This is a genomic window from Adonisia turfae CCMR0081 (genome assembly GCF_011009555.1).
Lineage (GTDB): Bacteria > Cyanobacteriota > Cyanobacteriia > Phormidesmidales > Phormidesmidaceae > Leptothoe > Leptothoe turfae.
On sequence record NZ_QXHD01000004.1, the window covers coordinates 152,635 to 157,804 of the forward strand.

Below are 5,170 nucleotides of genomic sequence, written 5' to 3' on the forward strand. Positions count from 1 at the left end.
CATTACAGGCCCAGGGGACATCCTTGGTGAAGCTGGTGGAGACCAGTCGCGATCGCAGCGGCATCCGTGGTGGTTTTGAGACCAGTCGCTCTTTGGCGATTCGCCCTGGCGATCAGGTGCGCCGTGAAGGAGATCCCCAAGATTGGGCCCCCTACGGGGTTGTTACCATCGATCCTCGTGCCCGCACGGTCACCCTCAATCACCCAGACTTTGCCCTGCCTAACCCGGTTGTGCCCTTAAGCGAAGTTTATAAAGTTAATAGCTCAGCCTTTGCAACTGTTTTGACCCAGCGTCAGCATTGGCAAGATCTATACCAGCTATTAATTGAGCCCATGGCAGATTTGCTGCCCAGCGACCCCAATGCCCGAGTTGTTTTTGTCCCCCAAGAGCAGCTTTTCCTGGTGCCCTTTCCAGCCCTTCAGGCAAAAGATGGCAGCGACCTAATTGAACATCACACCATTCTCACAGCTCCAGCCATCCAGGTTCTAGGGTTAACCAGTGACAGCGATAACGAGGCGGTTGCTAGTCAACCCCTGGTGGTGGGCAATCCTAGCCCCATGCCCCAACGGTTACAGCCCTTGCCCCACGCCGGTATCGAAGCCCATGGCATTGCTGATCTGTTGTCTACATCGGCACTGATCGGTGAGGCAGCGACAGAAACGGCAATTAAACAACAGTTGTCCACCGCATCGCTGATTCACCTGGCCACCCACGGTTTCTTTAATGAATCCAATCCTTTGCAAGGCTCGCTGGCCTTTGCCCCCACGGCTAACCAGGACGGCTTCCTCACCGCCGAAGAAATACTCGGGCAATCGCTACAGGCTGACTTGGTGGTGCTCAGCGCCTGTGATACTGGACGTGGGCAGATTACCGGTGATGGCGTAATTGGTCTATCTCGGTCATTTTTAGCAGCTGGAGCCAATAATGTCATGGTTTCCCTATGGCAGGTGCCCGATGATGCCACTGCCCAGCTGATGATTGAGTTTTACCGACAGCGACAGGCGTTAGACAACGCCCAAGCCCTGCGACAGGCAATGCTGGCAACCCGTGAACAGTATAAAGATCCGGCTGCCTGGGCTGCTTTTACCCTGATTGGTGCCATAGAGTAATGAGATATTAATTGTTTTTCTCCTGTCTCCTGGCCCAACTTAGTTTTTCCCGCTTAAGTCGATACCCATTTTTCAGCCATTTCTATTAGCGTCATCTGGGGGATTTATCAGGATTATCTCAGCTTGCCTAGATACAGTCATGACAGTTAAAAAAGTTCTAATCTGTGCTGTCACCCTCTGTGCGTTGTTCTAATGAAATTTGATCCAGGTTGCATTCAATTTCGCCTCACTGCTGGCATGGTATTGGCATCTATCCTTGGCTTTGGTGGTATGACCGCCTGGAGCAATTTTAGAATGCAGCAAATTCTGATTAAGGGGCATAAGGAAAATGCCCTGGAGATTGCCGAGCGCTTTGGCCAGGATGTTGCTTGGATGGACGAAACAATGCCATCCACCATGGCCCTGGAAAAGGTGATCAACTACCGCTCAACTGCGGATACGGCCATTTGGATTCGTTCCCCAGAAGGAGAGCTCGTTGCCCAGTCCGATACCCTTGAAATGGGGTCTTGGAAGAAAGATGGCCTGGCAGAAGACGTGTTAGATCTGCCTCCCCAAAGTCGACTGGAAAGTGTCAATATTCAGGGCCGACAGCTAATTGTTTGCATTAGTCCCCTGGAGGTGAGGGGGAATCTCGTAGGAGATCTGTTTGTAATTGATGACATTACCCAAAACCAGCGCAGTTTTGCGGCGGTTAATCGTGATTTGACCCTGGCTAGCATTTTGGTCATTGGTCTATCCGCCATTGTGATTGCCATCTATGTGCGTCAGTCCATCAAGCCGATTTGTAAGATGAATGAGCTGGCGGCCAATGTGTCCCCTGACAATCTGGCAGATACGCATCTGGAATTTGACCGGGCTCCGACCGAAGTGCGGGATCTGGCTCAGGCATTCAACATGATGCTGGGCAGACTGTCAGCAGCCTGGGATCAGCAGCGTCGTTTTGTCAGCGATGTGTCCCATGAGCTGCGCACTCCCTTAACTCTGGTACACGGCTATTTGCAAAGTACCTTACGTCGTTGCAATACCCTGACTGAACCCCAGCGAGAGGGGCTGGAAATTGCGGCTGCGGAAGCGGACCGGACAATTCGTCTCCTACAGGATTTGCTGGATTTGGCGCGGGCCGATGGTGGCCATATGCGGTTCCACATTGAACGGTTGCCGCTAAAGGACATGGTTTTGAACACCATTGAAATGTGCGGTTATTCTAGCGATCGGGTCAAGGCTGATATTCAAAGCTCAGGTATCGATGCCAGGGCCGATCGCAATCGCTTGAAGCAGGTGTTAATTAATTTGATTAGCAATGCCGTCAAATACTCTGAAGCCAGTACGGTGGTTACCGTACGATTAAGGCAGGAAGACGAATGGGCAGTGATTCAGATTTGCGATCGCGGTCGCGGTATTCCCATGGCTGACCTCAGTCAAATTTTTGAGCCCTTTTACCGAGTGGATGAAGACCGTTCACGGGTCACCGGGGGCACCGGTCTTGGATTATCCATCGTTAAAACTTTAGTTGAAGGCATGCGAGGAAAAATTAAGGTACAGTCCAAGCCAGGTGAAGGTAGTATATTCACCGTCAGCCTACCTTCGTAGTCAGGTTATCCCTGGAGTCAATCATCATGACAGAACCCTCAGCCAAAATATTAGTCATAGAGGATGAGACCCAACTTGCCAAGTTTGTGCAAATGGAACTCTCTTACGAAGGCTATGATGTGGCCGTAGCTAACGATGGCCTGTCCGGTCTCATGGCCGCCCGCGACAACATGCCAGATTTGATTTTGCTCGACTGGATGATGCCAGGATTGGCTGGCGTAGAAGTTTGTCGCCGTCTGCGCAGCACTGGCGCACAGATGCCGATCATTTTCTTGACAGCGAAAGATGACGTGGCCGATCGAGTGGCTGGGCTAGATGCCGGAGCGGATGATTACGTCGTTAAGCCTTTTAGCATTGAAGAATTATTGGCTCGTGTCCGTGCCCACCTGCGCCGCAACGATCCCCAAGAAGCAGAATCGTTACAGTTTGAAACCCTCACCCTCAACCGCAAGACTCGCGAAGTGTTTCGGGGTAACCGTGGCATTGAGCTAACGGCAAAAGAATTTGACTTATTAGATTACCTGATTGCCCATCCTCGGCAGGTACTGACCCGCGACCAGATTTTAGAAAAAGTCTGGGGCTATGATTTCATGGGGGATTCCAACATCATTGAGGTCTACATTCGCTACCTGCGGTTGAAGCTAGAGGCAGAGGGCGAAAAGCGTTTGATCCAGACTGTGCGCGGTGTGGGTTACGTTCTGCGGGAGTGATTCGTTGAACCCAACCACCATTGAACTTGACCTGATCCGCATTGCCTGGGCCTTGGGGCTAGCTGCTGTCGCCATTGGATTATCTTTTTGGCAACAGCTGGGCCTGGCTAGCACCCTGACCCTGGCCACTCTGCGCACCGTGGTGCAGCTGTTTGCGGTTGGGATTTTTCTATCCATTGTGTTTACCCTCCGCAGTCCGGGGCTGATTATCCTGGTACTGCTGGTGATGACAACGGTTGCCGCGCTGACTGCCCGCAACCGCATTGGTAAAGACATTCCTCGGCTGATGCTATGGCTGTGGGGGGCCATTTTAACCAGCACGGCCCTGACGATTACCTATACCATGACGGTCGTGGTGCGTCCTGAGCTCTGGTATGAACCCCGCTATCTCATTCCCCTAACCGGTATGGTGCTGGGCAATTCTCTGACAGCGGCGTCTTTGACGGGTGAGCGTTTAGTCAGTGCCCTCCGCAACCATCGTGGTGAGATTGAAACCCACCTGAGTTTGGGGGCAACCCCGAGTCAAGCGATCGCAACCTATCGCAGGGAGGCCATTAAAGCCGGTCTGATTCCCACAGTTAATTCCATGATGGTTGTTGGTCTGGTCACCCTACCCGGCATGATTACGGGCCAAATTTTAGGGGGAGCTGACCCCCTGAATGCCGCGCTTTACCAGATGTTGATTATGTTTATGTTGGCCTTTGCAACACTCACCACTGCCATCTTGGTTGCCTATGCCATCAAGCGACAGTTTTTTAATCAAGCCATGCAACTCATTGATCCTAAAAAACAGAAGTAGAGTTGGAAAAGTCTGTTGAGATGGCTGATGCCATCCAGGGTAGGGGCATTCCCTTGTGGATGCCCTGCGGTACCGGGCGCGATCAGTCAGGATTTTGTATTAGAGGTCAGGGGTCAGTGAGGTCCTGGATTCTGACACCGGAATGTGCACTTAAACCAAAACAAACATCTCACTCGTCATATCAGTGACAACCACGTTATTTACCTGAGCCAGGGTCTCTCCATCTACAGAGATCACTGTGGCATCACCGCTCTGCCCTAAGGAAAGATCAGCATAGGTTAGTCCATCGGCTAAACCAATCAAGTCAATCCCGACTTCAAAATCTCGAATAATATCTCTGCCTTCTCCAGCAGCCAGGATAAACCTATCCGCACCGCTACCTCCAGAAAAATTATCTCCAGTGAGAATATCGTTGCCTAAGCCACCCCGTAACAGATCATCGCCATCATCACCCCAGATCAAATCATCACCCGCGCCACCAAAGAGAGTATCATTGCCCCCTTTGCCCCCGATGCGATCGTTACCAAGACGGCCCCAGATAACATCATCGCCACCAACCCGACCACCCGGATCTCTCCGATTATGATCGCCGCGCAATATGTCATCACCATCACTACCTAAAATCTGATCATCACCTAAACCACCCGCAGTGGGTTGAGTATTATCACGAACTTCAATACTGTCATTACCAGGAGTTCCTATACCTAAAGTGTTGTTGTCAGGGTTGTTTATGGGTGGCTGCGGCTCTGGCTTAGGAGTGGGCTCTTGAGGCTGAGGTGTTGGTGTAGGAGAAGGTGTTGGTGTAGGAGAAGGTGCGGGTATAGGCGGTGATGGCAGGTCTGGCTGCGGTAAGTCGGGTTGAGGGGCTGGCGTAGGAACAGGGGGCTCCGGAATAGGCGTAGGTGTGGGAGCAGGGGGTAGCGGAACAGGGGGCTCCGGAATAGGCGTAGGTGTGGGAGCAG

General features: G+C 52.0%; 5 protein-coding genes. 4 read left to right on the plus strand and 1 reads right to left on the minus strand.

The features are described from left to right. The 4 genes from DXZ20_RS04925 to DXZ20_RS04940 form a co-directional block, all read left to right on the plus strand. Positions 1-1,109 (plus strand): CHAT domain-containing protein (locus tag DXZ20_RS04925; RefSeq protein ID WP_163703400.1); only part of this gene is annotated, 1,109 nt, incomplete at its 5' end. Positions 1,110-1,301: 192 nt separating this feature from the next. Then, positions 1,302-2,699 (plus strand): HAMP domain-containing sensor histidine kinase, encoded by a 1,398-nt coding sequence (locus DXZ20_RS04930; protein WP_163663059.1) that lies wholly within the window; start codon positions 1,302-1,304, stop codon positions 2,697-2,699. A gap of 26 nt (positions 2,700-2,725) precedes the next feature. Next, positions 2,726-3,409 (plus strand): response regulator transcription factor, encoded by a 684-nt coding sequence (locus DXZ20_RS04935; RefSeq protein ID WP_006514894.1) that lies wholly within the window; start codon positions 2,726-2,728, stop codon positions 3,407-3,409. 4 nt (positions 3,410-3,413) lie between these two features. Beyond that, positions 3,414-4,208, plus strand: coding sequence for an ABC transporter permease (locus DXZ20_RS04940; protein WP_163696794.1), 795 nt, complete (start codon positions 3,414-3,416; stop codon positions 4,206-4,208). Positions 4,209-4,358: 150 nt separating this feature from the next. Here DXZ20_RS04940 and DXZ20_RS04945 read toward each other — a convergent pair. Further along, positions 4,359-5,170 (minus strand): calcium-binding protein (locus DXZ20_RS04945; RefSeq protein ID WP_284681660.1); only part of this gene is annotated, 812 nt, incomplete at its 5' end.

Coding starts and splice junctions, on each gene's coding strand:
- DXZ20_RS04930 (WP_163663059.1), top strand. CDS start 1,302: ATGAAATTTGATCCAGGTTGCATTCAATTTCGCCTCACTGCTGGCATG.
- DXZ20_RS04935 (WP_006514894.1), top strand. CDS start 2,726: ATGACAGAACCCTCAGCCAAAATATTAGTCATAGAGGATGAGACCCAA.